This window comes from Stenotrophomonas sp. 24(2023) (assembly GCF_030913365.1).
Taxonomy (GTDB): domain Bacteria; phylum Pseudomonadota; class Gammaproteobacteria; order Xanthomonadales; family Xanthomonadaceae; genus Stenotrophomonas.
Genome location: NZ_CP133160.1, coordinates 3126410 through 3147250, shown reverse-complemented (window position 1 = coordinate 3147250; position 20841 = coordinate 3126410). Strand labels below are relative to the sequence as shown.

Below are 20841 nucleotides of genomic sequence, written 5' to 3'. Positions count from 1 at the left end.
AAATCGGCCATCGGGTGACCCTTCAATGCGGACAACTGCCCTTTGGATAATCCAGGTCATGGATACCTATCAAAGACCAATGGGATCAGTGCCCGCCCATTAATCACGAGCTCAGCTGCCGCGTGACCCTGAGTGAACGTCGGACGAAAGTGCCTCGTATATCCCCTCCGGCGATTCACCATCACGAACGCGCCCAATATCAAGCATCGCCTCCACATAGCGATGCCGCTCTATGTCAACCGGATAAGGGCGAACCAATTCCAAAAATCTCTCATTCCCGGTGACTGCAACGAATCGTTCGTGAACATCCCAATAGCAAGCGGATCCTGAGGCTTCGTGTAGAAGGACGACTTCAGCGCCACCAGCTCCGGTATCAACATCGTACATATCGTATGGGTCACCGATCTCCACCCTCTCAATTTGTTTTCCTTCATCGGATATTCTCAACAAATTCGCAGAGCCTGAGCCACTTAACGTCATGAATGCATTGCTAATGAAGAAGCAATCTACGATCGAGAGAGACCATGGGAATATGGCTTTCTGCCGACCTTCTACGTAGCGCCGAAAGAGCGTTGACCTATCACCGTGCATTGACCTCACTCCTGTTTGTCTCTGAAACGAACTTTGATCACTTCTCGGATCCGAGTGCCCGTCCTCTCGGTACTCAAACGAACAGACGTCTCCCGGCCCCCATCCCTTGTAGTCCGCGCGCTCATCTGTACGATAGAGCCATCACCCAACTTGCCAAGTCGTCCGCCATCCCGAGCCTCAGAAGCCCCCCCGGGTCAAGCGATCAAACATTTGTGTGGCTCCTGCGCCTCCCCCCTGACCTTCAAACTCGCTTGTCCTGCGGCCAGAGCGATCACCCGTCGGGCCAAGTTCTCGGGCAATGGATTCAATGTACGTTCTGGCATGACCGAAATCCCTTCCTGCCAGATACGTGGCGCGCATCGCTCCGATCAACGGTGACAAGATAGCGCCGCCCTCAGCGATTGCGCCCCCCGTGGCGCCTGCGCCGGCTGCACCACCAAGAATTTTCAGAAGCAGGCGGCCATCCATACCAACTTGTTGCTGAGCTTGCTCGACTGTGATGCAAGTTCCGGAGTCATGGCATGATCGCGGATCTGAGACTTGACGCCCATCCGGGTCAATGAACCCATACGGATTTCCGTTCGCATACCGGTACCGATTGAACTGCCCCACCGGCTGTTCATACGACGTCACCGGATCCACCGACAGGAACACACCCAACTGCGGATCCATGTACCGCTGCTGCATGTAACTCAGTCCGGTCGCCGAGTCACTCACATGCCCGGTATACCCTGGTCCGTCAGTGACTTCCCCGCCCACCACGGCGCCGTAAGGCTCGTAGTCATAGCCCTTGATCACGTTTCCGTTGGCATCGCTCTCAGCCACAACTGAGCCCAAGGCGTCCGTATGGATGTATGTAACCGTCGTCTGGGCGACTGCGGCTGGCGACACGCCGAGGCCAATCAGCAGCACGCAGCAAAGCCAGGTGCCAAATGCCCCCAACTTGCGAACTCGATCTTCAAATCCTCTGAAGCGGGTCGACACACGCCTGCAGTTCCCCCGAACCTGCGCATCCTTCCAATCCCTGAAAGTGCCTCAAAGCAAGGCTGAGTATTCATAGCACGGGAGTGGCCAGCAGTGCTTTGCAGGTCAGGAACAGTGCGAAGAGCTAAGCGCCTGGGAAGCCGGGCTGGCCGCGAGGTTTGTAATTCCTGAGCTGCCAGCCATGGGCTGGCACTACCGGACCAGCAGCTGCCCATTCCGCCGGTCATGGTCCGGCAACATCCCACCACAAACAAAAAGCCCCGACCAAGGCCGGGGCTTTTCATCAAACATGGTGCCGGAAACAGGAGTCGAACCTGCGACCTACGCATTACGAACCCAGCCTAGTGCCCCTACTATCGGCCCAGGAGACTAGCAACTGACCGGATAGGCCCTACTCTGGCCAAGCGGGCCGGCATGGAGCGTTGCCTCCTGCACGCCTTACCGAGCTCGCTTGGCGACGCCGTTCCGAAGATCGGCCGGAACTGCCCCAACTGATGGTAAGCGCCACCTAAGCCTTGGGTTGCGCATAACCCCAGACCATCCGCGACGCGGGCGAAAATGAGGACCTTCCTCATCTACAAGAGCAATCTAGAGCTAGGCACGTACAGAGGAGCGTCGTAAGCAAGAGCAACGCCAAATAACCTCCGGAACATTGGCGACTCGCCCCTACGGCAAAGCGACAAACCTGGCCTGAGCAATGGCTTATAGTTGCGAGGCCTCTAAGTGACTCTAGACAATTTACTTCTTATGCTTCCGGAATCGGTATTGCCATTAGTCTCGAGACATAGCCGTCGATGCCCTCTGAAAACCAAGAGTCTTTCGCAAAACGCTCGGACTCAAGCCTTGGCACAACAGTCTTATGATCACCACTCCCCCAATACACCTGACTTCCAAAATCCGCAACACCAATAACAATACAGTCGCTATCATTGCTTTTCGCAACCAGCTTTACGCGCTCAAAATTCACCGGGTCAATCGCACAAACCATGTTCCAATCGCCCCATCCGAGCATAAGTCTCACGGGATCCGAGTCACCTAGTGCTGCAGCCCCCCCACCACGCATCTGCACCAAATCAAGCGTTATAGATACCGAGCTTGCGACTGCGAGTTGCTGCAGACTCGGCAATAAACCATCGGAGTTATCGATAGACGCCTTAACCAAGCCTTGCCGACTGAGGGCAGCCATGACCTCGTTCTGTGCAATGGGTCGAAACAAAGGGCCGGTGCGATCCGCCTGCCGTCCTGAGCGAACCGCCAGAGCATCCCTCCAGAACGCTGGAGGCTTCCCCACTAGCACGATTAAGTCACCACTAGTTGCTCCACTACGACTTAGCGGCTGTCTATCGACACACAAGCCAATACCCGTGCCTGTCGCAGAGAAAATCCCCGCCTCCTTGAGGTTACCACCCAAGTATCGGATCTTATGAGCCAAACACGCATCCCTAATGCCTTCTACCAATCGCTCAAATACACGAACACTCCAGTCAGAGGGGCACTCTATAGCAGCGAGGAGACCAATTGGATCACAACCAGATGCCGCAAGATCAGACGCATTTATAACAACCAGTAGCCACCCGACCCAATACTTATCGTCGTCACCACCAATCACGTAAGCAGCAGGAATTGGAACTGGATCTGTCGTTAAGACAGCCACGCCAGCATCGACCTGCACCTGAGCACAGTCGTCGCCCAACCCATCCACGAGCGGAGAAAGAAACCTTCGAATAATCTCTCGTTCGCCAATGTCCAGAAGCGTACTCATCTAACCCTCCGATACACAGCAATCTGCTCAGAAAGAATACTGGGATTCTGCCTTCTCTGCTCGGAAACCGCGCGCTCAACCAAATGCACAGTTTGAAACCCTATGCCTTCCATAGCATCATGCAACTGCGCGATGTACCCACGCCTAGAAGCTGACTCACCGACCACCAGACAGCAGAAGCCACCCTCCACCAATTTCTCGCGACAAGCATCCATTACGCGAACAAGCTCACTCATGTAACTTTCGTAGGCGTCCTTACGATGCCTCTTACTTCGAGCCCCAATCTCTTTGAGACGTACAGGCTCCACATCGGCACCCATCCATTCGGCTGTTAGCCTCTGAGACTTTGCGTAGTCGCTGACTCCGAAGTAAGGCGGCGACGTCACAACAAGATTGACCGAGCCCTTCAAGCGCGCCAGTTCCACCAGCGCATCACCATTTATTACTTGAGCCCGCCGCAAACGTTCGCCCGGCCCGAGATAAAGCTCTCGCGCAGCGTAGGCTCGCTCGATCATCAACAGGGAGCGAAGAAACTCAATCAGGACATCAGCCCGCCGGCTCGACAACGGCATAGTATTGTCGCAGATATAACCCCAATGTCTGGTCTCTCGACAGACTCTAATAAGAATCGAAGAGAAGGCCAAATGTCCAAGCTTGCTTGAATCGCCCCGCAAGCTATTCAACAGCCCCCAAAGCACACTCAGCTGCCGCCCAACGTCAGGCATGTACCACTTATCCATCTGCACTGTTGGAGGGTGAAGAATCGGCTGCCGCTTGCGCGCCCTCAACAAGTCCCCTTCCAGCTGGTCGCGCGCCAACTCAGCCAATTCGTGAAGTGCTCTTTTGATTACAGCCTGGCGCTTCGGAATAGTTTTCCCCGAAGCGATCATCGCAGCAACCGGATTAATCTCGACACCGATTCCCCGCCGCTTCAGACGCTGCGCCTCAACCAATGTAGTGCCCGAGCCAAGAAAAGGATCGAGCACGACATCGCCTTCGTCAGATAACAAACTAATCAACCCCGCCGGGATCTGCGAAACAAACCTACAAGGGTGCCAGTGCAGCGCCGAAAATTCGGACTCGCTGCGAGCCCCCTCAAAGTCCCAATTCATGTCCCGCAGCCTAGAAACTGAAGCTACTCTGGATTTCATTAAGAATCTCGCGCTCAATGGAAACTCGCAACACCTGGCCCTCGTCGATCTCCAGTTCGCACAGGAATCGTCTTACCGCCTCAATTCTCGCAGCCTTATGAAGACTTCCAGAAAAAAGGAATGCATAAACCACGACGCCACCTGAATCCTCACCAACAGACCAACCACTTAGTGAGTCGGGCGCGTTAAAAACCATTCTTCTGCCAAACGTTCTTTTATCTCTTTGAACAAAAGGCAATACATCAGACTTAAGATCAGCAGACAAGGAACTGCAAATATGATTATAAATTTCACGCCTACTCAAAGTATCAAGAGCCGTACCCGACCGCAAATGGATGCAGTAAGCAAGCAAGGGGAGCTGACCAAAAAAAGAATCTAGCAAGCGTTTGTCAACGAATCGACTTGCCGCCATTTTTGCCAACAGCTGCTCATCAGTCAGCGACCAATCGTCGACCGAGACTTCAGACGAGCTCATAACTTGCCCTACAGCCCTAGACAGCACAGCCTGAGATGCAACCGTCATTGCGTCAAAAAATAGCACCTCGTAGACACGCTTTCGCAGTGCAAGCCATTCTAGAACGTCAACTGACCATTCGCTTGATAGCACTAAGCATCCGGCCCTCGTAACATCTAGCTGGGATGCGAGCCGCGAAGGAAATTTCTTATCAAACTCTAGTCCGAGAGCCCACCCCATTCTGGCGACGTTATCAAGATTGTCGAAATCCAAAGTCCCGAATAGAAGAACAGACAGCGGATGGCGCTTAGAGAGGATGTCGAGCACCAGACGTTGATCAATGCCATTTCGTCCAAGGATCTTTAAGAATCCGACACCTCTATTCGCGAACACTGCGTGCGCGACATTAGAGGAAACACTCTGCCCGAGGAGAACGTCACTCGCGACTCTCTCGTGATTCCAGCCGATCTCCTCAGCGAGCAACGTCTCGAAGAGGTGACCAAAGGGAGGAGTTCCCACATCATGGACTAGAACGCACGCTATCAGAGCCTTTCGCTCCTCCTCGTCAAAAGCTGCCAACCGTGCGGTCGTGCAGATGTGCAATACGCCCATCGTATGGGAAAAGCGGCGAAGATCACCTAGCGTCGCGGTAGTTGGCGCAGTTGTATTGAGAAGTCGGACGCTCCCAAGGCGCCTTACCTCCGGGGCGAGCGCGAGGGCCTCGACATACTTCGGCACGTCGAATGCACCATAAAGAGGATCGAAGATCCTCATGACCTTCGCAAGACCGAACTGATTGAGCTAGCCGTTATCCACCCCAGAATAACGAGAAGCACAGCAGCTGAACCCTTCGCGGCGGGAACATCTGGCGCACACGCAGACAGGAAGGTCCCAAGACATACAGAGATCGCTGGAAACCACTTATCAAAAAACTTGTTCTTCCGCTTCTTGAAGAGAAAAAGTACCATCCGCAGAAAATTTTGCGACCCGAAATCGACCGCACTGCTTGCAACGAGAATCGAAGCCCAGGCCTGATTTAGCGAAGAAGCCCTAGCACCCTCGCCAACGATATACAGTCCATTCTTCGACATCATCGACAGCGCCACGGAGCTTGCCAAATCGAGGCCCACCAATGAGGCCATTGTCTTCTGCTTACACTGAAGCGTCGCAATTCCAACTAACAGATTAACGGGGGCAATAACATATTCACGACCATGAAGAAGGCGCTTCTTTACGCGCCATTTGTAGTCATAGAAGTGAACAGCAAGGTAGTCTCCCTCCTGCATTAGATCTCGCCAGGCGGAGGATCTCAGAATGCGGTAGAACTCACTCATATTTTCTTGGCGATTCACCACAACAGCCAACGTGTGCATCACCGAATCCAGCTTTGACTTACCCGCGCCAGACATTGGCAACGGCGACTGATTACGAGCCCACTTCACCGAAACATCACACACCCCCATCTTTCCAGGCGCCATCAGCGAGAGACCCAGCACTACCATGGACGAAGCAAGCGTCCTACTACGCTCATCGTGCTCACTATTGCTAACCCACCACTCCCCCCAGGAGCCATTGGAAAGCTGCCGGGCGATCAGCTCGCTTCGGATGTCATCCGCAAACTTCGAAAAATGCGCACCTGCCATTCGAACAGCCAGCAGAACGAGCGCCAAGCGAACGTTCTGAGAGAAAAGCTTGAGCTGCTCGCTCCCGCCCTTCCTGTACAAATTCCATTCATTTTCTAGCTCTTTAACGGCCTCATTGTTCGCAGGCAGGTCAACTTGACCGTTTGCGAGGGCACTAACGATCAGGCCGGCAGATGTTCCATAGGGTCCGATCTGCGTATGCCCTCTATCTCCATCAATAAATTGCCCCCATCCTCGCCCCGCTTTTCCCTCGACGCTCGACTCAGAGAATCGGTTGGATAGCAAATCCAGTGCGTGCCCGGCGATGTTATCAACCATGGCGTTTTTCCCACTCTTCGCGAAGCTCCTTAGCGTAACGGAGAGCGTCGTCGCGATTTGGATAATCCCTCCAAGAGGCAAGCTCTGTTCTGTCAATCGAACTAGCTATCATTCTTCTTAGCAGCTGACGGGGAGCCCCGCTTGGCTCCGAGCAAATATCCCACGAGCGCTCGCCCTGAGATAATAGAAAATACTCGCCAGGACCTGCAGCCCCTAGAGAATCACTCCATTCGGAGTAATTTGCAGTGACGCCAAAGTTAGATAACAACTCAGGACTCTGCTGGGGAACATCAGGAAACACAAGAAGATGCGCGTGATAGCAGTGCCTGTCGGCAACCAAGGTCTCGACGCATAGGGGAACTCTCCCATGCTCTCCAACGGCAACCTCCATCCCCATCCGTCGAAACATTGCACGTATTTCCGATAGAAGCGGGAAGAGCGAATTTCCACCATCTGAATGATCGTCAGCCCAAGAGGGGACATGCTCTTGCGTGGCTACAATCGTATAGTAAGGGACGATCGGGCCAAGGCCACACAGGGCATAAGCCCCCCCTTTTCTCGCAAACACAAGGTCCTCAGGCGGCGCACACAAGAAGCATCCGTCTGCCGCGGTCATTTTCGTTGGGTCCATTTCCACAACCACTACGCCCCCCCTGGGAGATAGAAATGCTAGCTGCAACTGATACCGCAGGACGGCAACGATCCAGCTTGGATTGCAGGCGCCTTGCGATCTTTGCTAAAAACTGCTAGCCCGGGCAGCAAGGAGCCAATTAAGTTAAGGTCTCTGCTGCTTGGGCAGTCTCCTGTCAGACAACCAATGCCACTTCAACTATCGCTCTTACGTGGTGCATCTACACCTCCGTTCACTTCGGCACGGACGAGCGAACATTCCTCGTCTGCACTGAGACTTGGATCCCTTGATGCAAATCACCCCTTTCCCAGTCTATTAGTGGACTGGAGCGCAAACAAGCACTTGCGAGAACACAAGCCTCAAGACAGCAAGTGTCTTGAACCCGCCTCCGAATAAGCACGATACAGCCGACAAGGCCAGTCCAACAAGCGCCCCCTAAAATGGCATCTTTTAGCCTTACATTTTCAGCGAAATCCACCCAAGGGTGACCTTTGGGCACGGCCTGGGCACACAAGACGGGGGGGGGGAACGATCCAGTTCGAAGAGCGCTGCAGTACTGATGCAGTTACTCATGGCACCAGAGATAGCCGGATGTCCTTTGGGAACAACGACTTAGCCAGCCTCAACTGGCCGCCAAGGTGCCGATAAGTGCCTTGTAAGCCGGGGAGCCGTCACTTTGAGCTAATTCGGGCCCGTGAAACCCCAAGGGAAAGCCAGATGGGGCTCATGCCTGCTTTTCAAGGCGGACAGCGGCTTGTGGTGTACGGACCCGGAACCGAACCTACGTGTAGTACCTATCATTGACGTTGCGGTTGCAGGCGAGACACTTTCGATATGCACCAAAACGCCCACGACGCTCCCGTCCTAGCAAGCCACCGCATTCGCAAACCAAAGCGCTGCGCCCTTGATCCCAGCGCCAAAGCCTTAGAGTAGCGACAAGTCCAAGGGTGACCGATACAGCGATAGCCAACGCCGGGACCCATCGCACCATCGCATACACCCCTGCAAGCACCGGACTCTCCCGGAGCGTTCCCAACGGTAGCATCAGTAGCAACCCTAGCGCCAAGACCCCAAGTGCGGGCACATACATCCTTACCATCATCCACGTCCAACGATCCATGTAGCCGTCCCGGTGATTGTTTTATGCATCCTTGAGCATATCGGTCGCAGGGGATGAGACTTGAAGGGCACACATTTTTAACCGCCCTTACAAGGCCAAACACCACCGTACGCTTCATACATGGCCCCCATGTCTCGCGAGTGCAGGCACCGACTCATACACCGCTGCCCGCGTCCTGCGTGCTGAACTCAGGCAGCATGCGCTTTAGTAGCGCTTAGCATGGGGCAAACGGCAGCATTCCTCGCGCTCGCGAAAGTGACGGTCAGCCCTGCCCGCACCGGCACCCGGCCGGTAGAGACAGACTTGCGCTATCAGTGCTTGAACGACAACTGCATCACCCAGATCTCCGGCTAATGATCACGTCACACAGGCTCGGTATGACGCGGATCGGAAGCAGGGCTTCATACATGGCAGAGGCCGCAAGGGCATGCAGAGCTCCCGAGACAGGGTCCTGACGGACGCGAAGACCAGAGGATCGGCTACGAGGGATCCAGCCGAGGGAGAACTCGTCAGGAGATACACCCTCTCGGGGGGGCGTCGGGACGGCAGCGCCTGCCGGAAGCCGCCCTCTTGAGCGCTAGGATCTCCGGGCTGGGAGGTCTCGATGTCACGCTTCCCTATATATGTTAAAGCTTATAAGTAAGAGCTAATAGATATAGGGAAGCGTGACATCTCGCCCAGTGCCGGGCCCCTTGCCTACTCCTGGCTCTTGGGTTTCTTCCTATCCCGGCGCTGCTTGTCCTTCTCGCGCCTCTGGATCACCTTGGGATCCCCTGCCTCCTTCAGCACCCGGTGAAGCTCCTGATCCGTCATGGCAGCCCCACTGCGCTCTCGCTCGCGCTGTCGACGCTTGCGGTCTCGGACCGCAACGCGCTCACGCTCCTTCGGAACGTTCAGCACCCCGAATCGCTCCTGGACCCTTTCCTCGACTTCGGCACGAAATTCAGTGCAACGCTGGGCTACCGGACATTGGCTGCAGATTGCATGCCCTTCGGTGCGCATACCAAAGCAGGCTGGATCGGAGGGCCCGGGGGCATCAAGCACCACCGGAGTGCGCGACGTGTACCCCCCTCGGTGGGCCTTAGCCTCATCGACGAGCTCCTGCCCAAACCGGCGCATAGCCTCTGCTTCCGAAATCAGCTGCTCGATGCACATGAAGCGATTGAGCACCACCGGTTTGCGAACGCTCCCAGCCTTTGCCATCTGCTCCTCGATCCACGCCAGGGCGTCCAGCTGCTGTTGGTCGCCCACGAAGTTAGCCGCATAGAATCGCGGGTCGAAGTCCTTTGCAAAGGGATCGAAAATTCCTTCTGCCCGCTTCTGCTCCAAGCGCTCGAGCAGCATGGGCAGTTTGGAGTCACTGCAAAGCTGATTCGGCCGTGGCAGCTGTCGCGTCCCGCTAGCGTCAGCATCCAGCATCAGCTCAATGACATACCGCTCGTAGGGCACCCCCATCGCATCCGCGCGCTGGCGTGCCCGCCAGATACTAGCGAAGTCGCCTACCTCAAGGCCACTAATAAGGCTCGGGAACCCCTGCGGCTCGCGTCCCTTACGTCGCAAGAAGCGATGGACGTAGTGTTTGCGATACGCTTCATAGAAGCTCTGCGTGCGCTCGTACGCACTCATGTATCGGTACGTCAGATGTGCAGATCGCGCAAAGTCCGGTTCTTCATTGAAGTCGCTCGGCGCAATCCACTCCCGTGCTTGGACCATCTGTTCTGTCGCCAGCGCTTCAGACCCAGCCCTCTTTGCCGCTGCCAATTTCTGGGCACGACGATATGCTGCCATTGTCATTGTTGGACCTCATTTCTGATAACCCGGCCAGGACCGACTAGATGGTTGGCGTGACGCGCGCTGTATCGCGTCCCGGTAAGCGCTGGGTGCGAAGGACCCTTCCACACCTAGCGCAGGAACTACGTGCCTTATGGAGTGCGGGATTCCTTAACGGCTGACGAGATCGAGCTCCATGACGTGCAACTGCACATCAGCAGAAACAAGCATCGCAGGCGTGATGCGCTTCTTGCCGCAGTGGCGCAGGTAGGTCACGGCACGCTGAACGTAGTCGCGGTAGTTGATACCGGTCATGTCGACCATCTGGCGAGCCTTCCAAATCGCACGGAACATCGAGGCATCGCATACGCGCAGGTCGAAGCGACGGTCAGTAGTCCCGATGTAGCGCTGCAGCATGTTCGCAAACTCAGTAGTGACCTCGAATGCAGTCATCTCGCTGTAGATGGAGGCGCGATGGATTTCGCACGCCTTATCCGCGACCAGCTGCTCACCACCCATGATCGTTTCAGAAATTGAGCTCTGCGCGGCGTGCAGCGTGTCCCTGCCCTCGCGCTGCGCAGCGAAGAGGCGGGTGGAGCGATCAATATTGTTGTGCTTGTGCATGGTAGTTCTCCTAGTTGCTAGCGACTGCGGAATTGCCGTCGCTGGAAACAAGGTTGCCAAGCAAGCAAGTGGCGAACCCATTGAATTCAACCAGTCCACCATCTTAGGATGTGGCATGAGCCAACTGCCGCACGCCGAGTTCAAGGCGCTAATGATCTTGATCAATGGGCTCTCGAGCGATCTCGAGGCCCGCTTGAAGACATACAAGTTGTCTACCTCCGCTTTCCTGGCACTAGATGCGATTGCCCGGACAGAAGTCGGAAGTGCGTATCCGATGACCCGTGCCAGTCTTGCTAGGATGATCAACACAACACCCGGATCAATGTCGGTGCTCGTCTCCCGCATGAAGCGCGACGGCCTAGTGACAGAAAGGTCGCTGAATGAACGTTCTAAAGCGCTTGCCACTACGAAGCTAGGTCGCTCGATGTTGGCCGGAGGATCGGTCGCTTGGGAGGACACCTTCGACGGCCTTAGCGAGGCGCTCTCGCCCACGGCGAAGAAGCAGCTCCTACAGACCGTGGCTAAGCTGAACCTGATTCGTAAGCATGAACAGGATGAGGAGCGCAGGGTTGCTTACATGCGCACACTGTCGAAGAAGAAAACGAAGATCGCAGTAGGGAAGCATCAGGAGGAATCGAGGGCTGCTGCTTCGCGGGCGCGCGCCCGGTTCGACTGAGCATGCCTGTATGGAGTTGTCCGTACCTCGCCTCCACTTCGTCGGGCAGGCACTGCGTTTTCCGCGTACCACCTAGGACTTCGCGACTTGGATGCGGATGATCCTGACCCTCTGCTCGATAGGAGCCTCAGCAATGCCAACCAATCGCGTCATAGCGCGCGTCGGGCTGAGCAGCTACATCCCTGCGTGCATAGTCGACGGATCGCCCCACATCGCGCGGCAGGGCGTGCCAGTGCACTTCTGACTACGGATAGCACCCCCAATAGAAGATGGCCCGAGATCGCAGACATCGGCACATACGAAAGGCCCGCTGACATCTCTGCCAACGGGCCCGATCAAGCTAGCGAGCAAGTTATCGAGGGCGAATGCCGAACCCAAGCAAGACAGCCCCAGCGACGGTCAGAGCTTGCCCCACAGCGAGCGCGTGCATGGTCGCGATGTTGCTGTAGCCGCTTGCTGATGGGTTGATCAGGAAATAGAGCCCGATCCCAAGCCCGGCCAGGCCCACCACCACGCACAACGTCGCGGACCCAAGCTCCTGCCCTGCGCTCGCGGCAGCGCGATTCGATTCAACAATTGCCTTGGGCAGGTCCGCATAGCACTTAGGACACTTCGCAGATGATCTGCCCGAGGGTATCGCAGCATGACAAGCCGGGCATTGATAGAGATTAATTGCTGAATCGCTGGTTTGCATGTTCTCTCCTCCATGATTGGATGTGCGAGGGTTTCCGACATCAGCCACCGTTTGAACTACCCATCTGAGCGTCCTTGACCAGATCACGCAGCGCAGCGCGCTGCTCGTCATCTAGGCTGTATTCGGTATCGCAGACCCGGACCTCGATCCTATTGGCACGGGCGAAGGCCCCTGCTTCTGCCAAGGTCATCCTCTTGCCGAAGGAAAGGATGGCGTACTCGTATCGATTGAACGCCGGCATGTCGCTGGGAAGCGAAACAGCCCTTCCGTCCACGAGCATGTCAAAGCCTGTACCCGCACAGCGAACGTCATAGGACATGTTGAAGGTGACGATGGCCGAAACGGTGAAAGAGTCCGACTTCGTTACAGCGCGGTCTCCGTCTACCACGCTCTGTAGGCTCACAGAAATGCCCCTGCTGGTCTTGGACAGTTCCGATAGCTCCACTTTGGCCTCGTAGGAGGTTCGATCCTTGAAACGGTCGTATAACCGCTGTTGTTGAGCCACTACCTCCCCGGGAACAACAGCCGTCAGCACCAACGACATGACGGCAACATGCGTAATCCGGTTCTTCATCCCAACGTCCCCGACTGAGCGCTGACGGGCCCGGCCACCCTTTGCAGCCAGTCACACCTCGCACAGCGTCATATACTGCTATGGTAATGACTTCTACTGATCAGGTATATGGCCCATGCTGCTGCAGGTTCACAGACCGTTACCTCCGCGTGCCCTCGCCCACTGTCATTACTGCAACGTTTTCCAAGCGGCTCTCCGAAGCTCGAGCACTGCGCGGGCTCTCCCAGCGCGCGCTGGGGGCGCTGGTGGATAAGGACCAGGACAAGAACCGGGGTGCCGCACTGATCAACAGGTACGAGCGCGAACGAAACCAAGCCGACATGACCAAGGCTGCGGAGTTGGCCAAGGCATTGGATGTCCCGGTCGCCTACCTGTTCGCTGAGGACGATGACCTAGCTGCGGCGATCTTGGCTTTCGCCAAGCTTCCCTCTGGGGAGCGCCAAAGGATGCGGGAAGAGCTCGAGCGTTTGGCTGGGGAGCAGAAGGACTAGCCCTTTCACGCCGCCAACTTGGCGACAGCCGCCGCCAGGGTGTCCGGGGCCAGGTGGGCGTAGCGAAGAGTCATGGTGATGTCTGCATGACCCAAGAGCTCCCGGACGGTGTTCAGGTCCACGCCTGCCCGCACCAAGCGTGATGCGAAATGATGCCGAAGGTCATGGAACCGGAATTCTTCGATGCGGGCATCGGCTATGAGTTTTCCCCACCCCTTCTTGATGTCGGTCACATCGAAGACCTTGCCTGCGCGGCGCTCGCCCGCTTGCCTAGCCCAACGCTGCAGAACTTCCATGGCTTCGGCATTCAACGGGATGTGGCGCTGCCTACCGGACTTGGCGTTCTCGGCTCGAATGGTCAGCATCTTTGCTTCCCAGTTGATGTCAGCCCAGCTCATCGACAACAGCTCACCACGTCTCATACCAGTATTAATGGCTGTAAGAACCACCGGGGTCAGGTGATCGACGTACCCGTCCATCGGCAAATCAGGCAGAACCGCTTGCCGGTACTTACGTCGGGCCGTATTCGCGTTCGCCCTCCCCTCAACCCCAGCTAGATCGCGCGCTGCCAGCGCGGCCCGGAGCATCGCTTCTTCGTCCGAGGACAGGAACCGAACCACCTTGCGGCTAGCTGCTGATCGCTGACGCATGCCCATGAGGGGATTAGTCTCGATCAGCTTCCACTCAACGGCCCGCGACAAGGCAGACCGCAGGCAAGCAAAGTCGCGCGCTGCGGTAGCCTTGGTGACGGCATCAGGGCCAGTGATACGCCCACGCCACCAACGTTCCATCGTGGTCACATCAATGTCGATGATCTGACGGCGCAGCAGCCACGGGAACACTGATCGGATGCGGTCCGGGTACTGACGACCGCCCTTGAGCTCAGCTATCGCCCACGGCTCGAAATGCTCGTTGAGCAGTGTTTCCAGCGTGCAACTAGTGGGCTTGGGCTTTGCGAGCGCAGGCAATCCCGACTGAACGTATTCAGCGACCGCTTGCCGGGCTTGGTCGCGGGCTTGATCAAGCGTCAGGTGCTCGACCGACCCCAAGGTACGCCGCTTACCGTGCGCCCAGGTCACGATCCAAGCTTTGTGACCTGATGGCTGCACTCGTAAGATCAGGCCACGAACCTGAGCGTCCCTGATCTCGTAGGGGCGATCTCGGGGTTCTGCTGTAAGGACGATGCGCTTAGTGAGGGCGGATGACATCGGGCGGACTGTCCGTAAGTGGCGATAAGACCAACTTAGGACAGGATGCGAGGCGGTGTTTGGATGCGGATTGTCCGCACTGAGGTTGCAGCGCCCAACCAAAGCCCACCCTCTCGGGAATCAGTGCCAGGTCGCCCCCCTCCCCCCTCCCCACGGCACCTGGCACCTGGCACCTGGCACCTGGCACCTGGCACCTGGCAACCATCACACCCCATACTTCGCTGTCAGGTCATCGAGGCCAAGCCACCTGCCTCTCAGGCCATTCGCAGATAGTATCTACGGCTGGATGTAGGCGCTTCGTTCGCGCTCGATGACTTACCCACAGGGGTGGACGTTGCCGCATCCCGACCATTGAATTGGCACTTTGGTCAAGGATGAGACCTAGCCTTTCACGTAGCCGCAGCTTATTGACCGGAAGCGCCTGGTACTTTTTCCCCGAAATTCCGAGTCAAAAAACAATGGCAGACTTTGGCCATCGAACCAGCAATAATGTGATCTAGAGGAAAGCAAAGGAGCAGCATGGTGTCAGTCGATTTCGATGCGTTTACGCAGGGACTTGGTCTTACCAAGTATCCATTTTCGGTTTTCACCGCCGAGGAAGAGAAGGAGTTCTTAAGCGACGCCTTTGTTCGACCTCTCGCCTACTCTCCAGCTGTGCAAGCAGCAACGAGCCGGAAGAATATATTCCTATATGGCGACAGGGGGACAGGGAAGACCGCCCTCCTTTTTGAGTTGGTGAAGGCAAGCGGGCCAGGATCGATCGTCGCTCAGATCACGGACTTCTCTGCAATTCCGATCACACCAAGTCAATCCGACATTTACAGCCTCTACATATCGACCCTCGCAAACGCGCTCCTGAAGCGCCTGCTACCGACGATGGCCAATTTTCGCCGGCCCTACAAGCTGACGAAGCATGACAAGGTGCTTATCTCATATCTGCTGCAGCACCATACGTCAACCCTCTCGCGCAACGCGTTGATGGACGATCTCCGGAGCGTACAGCACCACCGAATGAAAAGATGGGCCGCTAGTACATTCAATTTCTTCAGAAGCCTTCTCAACTCTGCTGCGGGAGCAGCCGTCGACATGCTGTCTGAGACAGTAAGCAAGTCGCTAGGGCTTCCACAGCCGACGCTTGGAGGTGCAAAAGAGTACCTGCAAGCTATTGATCTGAGCGTGGACAGCACATTGGACGAAGCAAGAGCCAATCTCGTAGTACTTCAACAGACCGTAGCGCTTTGCAAGAAGGTGGGAATGGAAAGCCTCACCTTGGTGGTCGACCGTATTGATGAGGACTCAAGGCTTCGCAACGACTCCGAGCTAATTGCGGACTTCTTGAGGCCATTCCTTACCGAGAACGACATTTTCTATCAACAGGACTTGCACTTCATCTTCTCGATCTGGAGTGTTCCATTCCAAAAGGTCAAGCCCGACTTTCGATCCAATAAATTCTGTGTAGAGCAAGTCCGATGGGAGCCTGACGAACTTCTCAACATCCTGGACAAACGCCTGGAGCTTCACTCTGACGGCAAGATAGTCGCATATGCACAGGTTGTCGATGACGCCGCTATCTTCCGCGAAAAGGTTCTTCCGCTGGCAAACGCCAATCCGAGGGACCTGTGGCAGCTAATGAATCGAATCATCCGGGAGCAATATGCCCAAGACAGCACCTCGCATGTGATCACAACTGCAGCGATGGAAAGCGGCATTCGTCGTTTCGTCAAAGAATTCACCTTCTTCGAGTACTACCCTCGAAAAAAAGATGCGCGCGCGAATAGTTTGGACGTCTACTCCTACATCGCACATCTGAACAAGCTAGTTGATATCAGATTTACTACCAACAGCTTGAATGCCGCAGCAGGCACCGGAAGTTCAACCCAGAACTACATCGTAAGCATGGAGTCGATTGGTCTGGTCCGCCGGTGTGAGGAGAAGGGCCCCAATGGCTCTACCCTTTACGAGATCCGGGACCCGAAGGTCCGTTTTGCGGTTGAGAACAACTTAGAGATCCGACGGGACGCTTAATCTTGATCCGTCTCGAGACTAGAAAGCTTGGCATTGGGAGTTAAGGGATGACAGACGCTATAAGTGTGTCCAAGGACGAGGTCCAACGAAGGGTACTAGACAAGATGACCGAGTACAAAGAGCGTTCGGTCTTCGAACAGTATGCAATTTTCATGGGTAAATCTCAGCTCCTTGAGCTAGCACTCAAGGGCTTACTGGCTCGCATTTCCGATATCCAATTCGACAGCATGGAGCGCTGGACGCTAGGGCAAACCAAGAGCGAGCTTGAAAGGAAGGGGCTTCGCCCGGACCTCATACATTTCCTCAAAAGCGTCGTCAGCCATCGCAATAGCATGGCCCACGAGTTCTTGGCCAACATGGCCATATCAAGATCCATAGCTAGTTTCAGCGATCGCAAGATCCAAGGAGAGCTGAGCAAAGCCCTCTACGAACTTGAACACTTGATTCTATTTTTTGACTGGTGCGAAGAACATGACGCCTGGCTACCTGCAGCTTGATCGACCCTTCAAGGTCGGCCTGCTCTCCTTTGCGATAACAGCACTGATGAGCACACAGGCCCTGTCGCAAGAAGCACCCAAGCGCCGCGCCCACATTGATCCGACTCGCCTCACTTCCGGCGTATCCGACCGAGATATGATTGCTCGCGCATGCACGAAGACTGCGATTGCAGCAATTAGCGCACATGCCGCAGGGGAACTATCCACGGTCTTGAACGAAGCGGCCAAAGTGGGAAAAGGCGGCTCCAGCAACAATCAGTTCTTTAACAATCTGGTGAAGGCGTATCGCCTCGATACGTCCGACGATTTCCTCTTTGCAAGTCTGTACGATGCCCGGCTCAACCTGATGTGGCTGGAACAACTGAGTGGAGCCTACAGCAGCGATAAAGAACTCATGTTTACCACCTACTTGGCTGCGCGATGCGGCGCAACAGCGGACCCCATTTCTAGTCCCTGAATCGGCACTTGCCGAGCCTCAGAGTAACGAGTCTCGGCATACCAGCGTCAAGCGAATGCTCCCAGGAGACTCGCGCCAAAGCGTCGCGTGCTGGTCGGGATCTCGAGCTTTCCCCGCGTGATGGCGATTGACTGAGCGGAAGGTCCTCTGAAGCCAAGTGATCAGAATCGACCCGCCCCATTCGCGTGGACGCGAACCATCCGCAACGGACAGGATGAGTGTCCACCAATGATCGGTTCGCCGCGAATCCCTCACCAATCAGTGACTTCCAACACCCGCCCAAACAAAAAGCCCCGACCAAGGCCGGGGCTTTTCATCAAACATGGTGCCGGAAACAGGAGTCGAACCTGCGACCTACGCATTACGAATGCGCCGCTCTACCAACTGAGCTATTCCGGCCGAGCCCGGAATTCTACGGGGAGGCTGCCCCGTCGGTCAATCCACCCTGAACGGGCCGGATCAACCGCCGGCAGCACTGGACTGGGCAGCGCGCGCGTCGGCCCGCCAGCGTGCCGGCGTTACCCCGAGATGCTTCTTGAAAGCCCGCTGGAACGCGGCATCGGAACGGTAGCCCACCTGTTCACCGATAGCGGCGATCGACAACCGGGTATCCACCAGCTGCCGGCAGGCCATGGCCATGCGGATACCGAGCAGGAACACACTCGGCGATGCGCCGCAGGCCACGGTGAAATGCCGGATGAAAGTCGCGCGCGACATGTTGCAGCGTGCGGCCAGCGCCCGCAGTGACCAGTCGTCGCCGGGCTGCGCCAGCATCGCTTCCACGGCAGGCCGCAGCGGGGATGCCCGCGCCAGCGCCAACAGGCCCGGGGGCGGTGCATCCGTCAGGCTGGCCAGGCGCAGTGCCAGGCCGAACAACGCGGCCGACAGGTGATTGAGCAGTGCTTCACTGCCCGGCCCCTGCTCATGCGCTTCTTCGCGCATCAGGCCGATCAACCGCGACAGCCGGGAGCCGGCGGCCAGTACCTGCGCGCCATCCCGGCCATCGATATCCTGCACCGCGCTGCGTACCACCAGCCGTGCCGGCAGGTGCTGCAACAGCAGCGGCTGCGCTGCGGCCGGCACCCGGAAGCGACCGCACAGCAAGTCGGTTCCGGTACCGTCCGGGCCACTGCTGACCACGGCAACGTGGCCCGCCGTATCGACCGTGGCCGGCACCGGTGGCAGGCCGCTGCCGTCGTGCAGTGTGTGCGGCGCACCGCCGGGGAACAGCACGATGTCCCCTGGCCGCAGCAGCTGTGCCGGGCCAAGCCCATCCTCCACACGTGCCGCGCCGGTCAACAGCACGTGGTAGCGGATATCGCAGTAGGCCGTGACCGGCTCCTCGATCCGCCAGGGCACGCCGAACTGGCAGCGCACATCCAGCCGCCCGGACACCGGGATCAGGGCAAGCATCTGGCTCAAGGCATCCATGTGAGACGATCCGGCATCAATTTGAGTATCAACGGCATTCATCATCTCACACTCCAGGCCTAGCATTTCCTTCGACCGCTCCCGGTCTCCCACAACGAAGGAAGCTACGATGTCCCGTCTCTCCGCACTCTCCCCCGCCGACGCCACCGGCCTGGCCGCCACCTTGTTCACCGGCATCAAGAAGGCGGTCGGCAAGGTGCCCAATGCCTACGCCACCATCGGCACGCACAGCCCGGAAAGCCTGGCCGCGCTGCTGGCGCTGGATGAGGTGGTCGGCCGGACCTCGCTGGGCAAGACCGATATCGAAGCGATCCGCCTGGCCGTCAGTGCCTACGCCGGTTGCGACTACTGCGTGGCGGCGCACTCGCTGATGGGCAGGATGGCCGGCCTGTCGCCGGAAGCGCTGCAGCAGATCCGCTCCGGCGGCGCTCCCGGCACCCCGCCGCTGGATGCGCTCACCCGCTACGTGCGCACCCTGGTCAGCACCCAGGGCACGGTGCCGCAGGACGCCGTGGAGGCCGTGCAGGCGGCGGGCTACACCGACCGCCAGCTGATCGAGATCGCGCTGGTCATCGCCTCGATCACGTTCACCAACCTGGTGAACCGTACCAACGACACCACGGTCGATTTCCCGGCCGTGGCATAAGCCCCCACCTGCAAGCACACCGGGGGCAGGCCCGCCTCAGGCCGCCGCCACCCGGTTCGGGGAGTCCCGGCCAGCGGTGAAGTCCGCAAGGTTCTGCAGGGTGATCGCCGAGATCTCCTGCAGGGCCTCCGCGGTGAAGAATCCCTGGTGACCGGTCACCAGCACGTTGGGGAAGGTCATCAGCCGTTGGAACACGTCATCGTCGATGATCTCCCCGGACAGGTCCTGGAAGAACAACGCGCTTTCCTGCTCGTAGACATCGATGGCCAGCTGGCCGAGCTGCCGTGCCTTCAGCGCCTCGATCACCGCATGCGTGTCCACCAGCGCGCCGCGCGAGGTGTTGACCAGCATCGCGCCGGGTTTCATCCGCGCCAGCGAATCCCGGTTGATCAGGTGGCGGGTCTGCGGGGTCAGCGGGCAATGCAGGGAGATGATGTCCGCGCGGGCCAGCAGTTCGTCCAGCGCAACCATTGTCCCCAGCGGCGCGAATGCCGGCGCCGGGTACGGGTCATGGCCCAGCACGGTGCAGCCCATGCCATGGAAGATGCGCGCGGTGGCCAAGCCGATCTTGCCGGTGCCGACAATGCCCACCGTGCGCCCGTGCAGGGTGCGGCCCAGCAGGCCATCGAGCATGAAGTTGCCTTCGCGCACGCGGTTGTAGGCGCGATGGGTCTGCCGGTTGAGCGTCATCACCAGGGCCAGCGCATGCTCGGCCACCGCCTCGGGCGAATAGGCCGGTACCCGTGCCACGAACAGGCCCAGCTGCCCGGCCACGGCCATGTCGATGTTGTTGAAGCCGGCGCAGCGCAGCAGTACCGCGCGCACGCCCAGCGCATGCAGGGTGTGCAGCACGGTCGCATCCAGGCGATCGTTGACGAACACGCAGACCGCCGTGCATCCCTGCGCCAGCGGGGCGGTATGCACATCCAGCGTGGCATCGAAATAGACGCGTTCGATGGCGTCCAGGCCCGCGCGGGCCGCAGCCTCGTCCAGGAAGCGGCGATCGTAGGGACGGGCACTGAAGACGGCGATCTGCATGAGGTACCTGCACGGGAAAACCCGCTCGACCATAACGCATCAGGCCGCCAGCGGCG

General features: G+C 57.5%; 18 protein-coding genes and 1 tRNA gene. 6 read left to right on the top strand and 13 right to left on the bottom strand.

Annotation, left to right across the window (positions count from 1 at the left end):
• Positions 1-768: 768 nt before the first annotated feature.
• The 7 genes from Q9R17_RS14220 to Q9R17_RS14190 all read right to left on the bottom strand — a co-directional run bounded on the left by Q9R17_RS14220 (position 769) and on the right by Q9R17_RS14190 (position 11048).
• The gene (locus tag Q9R17_RS14220) at positions 769-1575 is read right to left on the bottom strand and encodes an RHS repeat-associated core domain-containing protein (RefSeq protein WP_308155252.1); all 807 of its coding nucleotides are present in this window, start codon (positions 1573-1575) and stop codon (positions 769-771) included.
• Between the two features lie 745 nt (positions 1576-2320).
• Positions 2321-3337: an AIR synthase related protein gene (locus Q9R17_RS14215; protein ID WP_308155251.1), complete on the bottom strand. Its 1017-nt coding sequence runs from the start codon at positions 3335-3337 to the stop codon at positions 2321-2323.
• Positions 3334-4449 (bottom strand): site-specific DNA-methyltransferase, encoded by a 1116-nt coding sequence (locus Q9R17_RS14210; RefSeq protein ID WP_308155250.1) that lies wholly within the window; start codon positions 4447-4449, stop codon positions 3334-3336. Before Q9R17_RS14210 ends, Q9R17_RS14215 begins: the two co-directional genes overlap by 4 nt.
• Positions 4450-4459: 10 nt before the next feature.
• Complete coding sequence (locus Q9R17_RS14205) at positions 4460-5716, bottom strand: HD domain-containing protein (protein WP_308155249.1); 1257 nt, start codon at positions 5714-5716, stop codon at positions 4460-4462.
• Complete coding sequence (locus tag Q9R17_RS14200) at positions 5713-6903, bottom strand: hypothetical protein (RefSeq protein ID WP_308155248.1); 1191 nt, start codon at positions 6901-6903, stop codon at positions 5713-5715. The genes Q9R17_RS14205 and Q9R17_RS14200 overlap by 4 nt, the downstream gene beginning before the upstream one ends.
• Before the next feature lie 2447 nt (positions 6904-9350).
• Positions 9351-10280, bottom strand: coding sequence for a hypothetical protein (locus Q9R17_RS14195; RefSeq protein WP_308155247.1), 930 nt, complete (start codon positions 10278-10280; stop codon positions 9351-9353).
• Positions 10281-10595: 315 nt separating this feature from the next.
• Positions 10596-11048, bottom strand: coding sequence for a hypothetical protein (locus Q9R17_RS14190; RefSeq protein WP_308155246.1), 453 nt, complete (start codon positions 11046-11048; stop codon positions 10596-10598).
• A 115-nt stretch (positions 11049-11163) separates the two neighbouring features.
• Between Q9R17_RS14190 and Q9R17_RS14185 the strand changes: the two genes are divergently transcribed.
• The gene (locus tag Q9R17_RS14185; RefSeq protein ID WP_308155245.1) at positions 11164-11724 is read left to right on the top strand and encodes a hypothetical protein; all 561 of its coding nucleotides are present in this window, start codon (positions 11164-11166) and stop codon (positions 11722-11724) included.
• Positions 11725-12076: 352 nt separating this feature from the next.
• On the opposite strand, the gene Q9R17_RS14180 is transcribed toward Q9R17_RS14185, so the two are convergent.
• Together Q9R17_RS14180 and Q9R17_RS14175 are read right to left on the bottom strand one after the other, a co-directional pair.
• Positions 12077-12418: a hypothetical protein gene (locus Q9R17_RS14180; RefSeq protein WP_308155244.1), complete on the bottom strand. Its 342-nt coding sequence runs from the start codon at positions 12416-12418 to the stop codon at positions 12077-12079.
• A gap of 40 nt (positions 12419-12458) precedes the next feature.
• Positions 12459-12992, bottom strand: a complete 534-nt coding sequence (locus Q9R17_RS14175) for a hypothetical protein (protein ID WP_308155243.1) — start codon at positions 12990-12992, stop codon at positions 12459-12461.
• 149 nt (positions 12993-13141) lie between these two features.
• Here Q9R17_RS14175 and Q9R17_RS14170 point away from each other — a divergent pair, with 149 nt between their 5' ends.
• A complete protein-coding gene (locus tag Q9R17_RS14170; RefSeq protein ID WP_308155242.1) occupies positions 13142-13483 on the top strand; it encodes a helix-turn-helix transcriptional regulator in 342 nt (113 codons plus the stop codon).
• A gap of 5 nt (positions 13484-13488) precedes the next feature.
• Here the strand turns inward: Q9R17_RS14170 and Q9R17_RS14165 are convergent, their stop codons facing one another.
• A complete protein-coding gene (locus tag Q9R17_RS14165; protein WP_308155241.1) occupies positions 13489-14691 on the bottom strand; it encodes a site-specific integrase in 1203 nt (400 codons plus the stop codon).
• A 522-nt stretch (positions 14692-15213) separates the two neighbouring features.
• Between Q9R17_RS14165 and Q9R17_RS14160 the strand changes: the two genes are divergently transcribed.
• The 3 genes from Q9R17_RS14160 (at position 15214) to Q9R17_RS14150 (ending at position 17670) form a co-directional block, all read left to right on the top strand.
• The gene (locus Q9R17_RS14160) at positions 15214-16716 is read left to right on the top strand and encodes a hypothetical protein (protein ID WP_155760420.1); all 1503 of its coding nucleotides are present in this window, start codon (positions 15214-15216) and stop codon (positions 16714-16716) included.
• A gap of 104 nt (positions 16717-16820) precedes the next feature.
• Positions 16821-17213: a hypothetical protein gene (locus Q9R17_RS14155; RefSeq protein WP_308155240.1), complete on the top strand. Its 393-nt coding sequence runs from the start codon at positions 16821-16823 to the stop codon at positions 17211-17213.
• Positions 17188-17670 (top strand): hypothetical protein, encoded by a 483-nt coding sequence (locus tag Q9R17_RS14150; protein WP_308155239.1) that lies wholly within the window; start codon positions 17188-17190, stop codon positions 17668-17670. The genes Q9R17_RS14155 and Q9R17_RS14150 overlap by 26 nt, the downstream gene beginning before the upstream one ends.
• Before the next feature lie 323 nt (positions 17671-17993).
• Here Q9R17_RS14150 and Q9R17_RS14145 read toward each other — a convergent pair.
• Positions 17994-18069 (bottom strand) — tRNA-Thr (locus Q9R17_RS14145).
• Between the two features lie 60 nt (positions 18070-18129).
• Positions 18130-19101 carry an AraC family transcriptional regulator gene (locus tag Q9R17_RS14140; protein WP_308155238.1) on the bottom strand — a complete coding sequence of 324 codons (972 nt, stop codon included), beginning with the start codon at positions 19099-19101 and terminating at the stop codon, positions 18130-18132.
• Positions 19102-19210: 109 nt separating this feature from the next.
• Between Q9R17_RS14140 and Q9R17_RS14135 the strand changes: the two genes are divergently transcribed.
• Positions 19211-19747 (top strand): carboxymuconolactone decarboxylase family protein, encoded by a 537-nt coding sequence (locus Q9R17_RS14135; protein ID WP_308155237.1) that lies wholly within the window; start codon positions 19211-19213, stop codon positions 19745-19747.
• A 36-nt stretch (positions 19748-19783) separates the two neighbouring features.
• Here the strand turns inward: Q9R17_RS14135 and Q9R17_RS14130 are convergent, their stop codons facing one another.
• Positions 19784-20785 (bottom strand): 2-hydroxyacid dehydrogenase, encoded by a 1002-nt coding sequence (locus Q9R17_RS14130; protein ID WP_308155236.1) that lies wholly within the window; start codon positions 20783-20785, stop codon positions 19784-19786.
• Positions 20786-20841: the final 56 nt, after the last annotated feature.